Raw genomic sequence first — 267 nt, forward strand, 5'->3', positions numbered from 1 at the left:
TTGCCCCATTTCAGATGGCGCACGGCACCAACACCGGAACCGGTGATACGTGCATCTTCGGGTTTCGGCACGCCGACAATACTGTGGCTGAAAGTCATACCTAATTCGTCAGGGCGAATATCAGGAATTGCCAGCGTATTGTTCCAGATCACATGGGCAGGCGCGTTAATTTCAATCACTGTGGTAACAGAACTGAAGTGATCCTTATATTCGATTTGGTTTTCCAGTGGCAGCGCAAGGAAAGGCAGTGCAATCACGAAAGTGACA

At 49.4% G+C, this 267-nt stretch carries 1 pseudogene; it reads right to left on the reverse strand.

Annotation, left to right across the window (positions count from 1 at the left end):
• A pseudogene (locus HBA93_RS21435) lies at positions 1–267 on the reverse strand (SRPBCC family protein); the annotation flags it as partial.

This window comes from Ochrobactrum sp. SFR4 (assembly GCF_019730395.1).
In the GTDB taxonomy this organism is placed as follows: domain Bacteria; phylum Pseudomonadota; class Alphaproteobacteria; order Rhizobiales; family Rhizobiaceae; genus Pseudochrobactrum.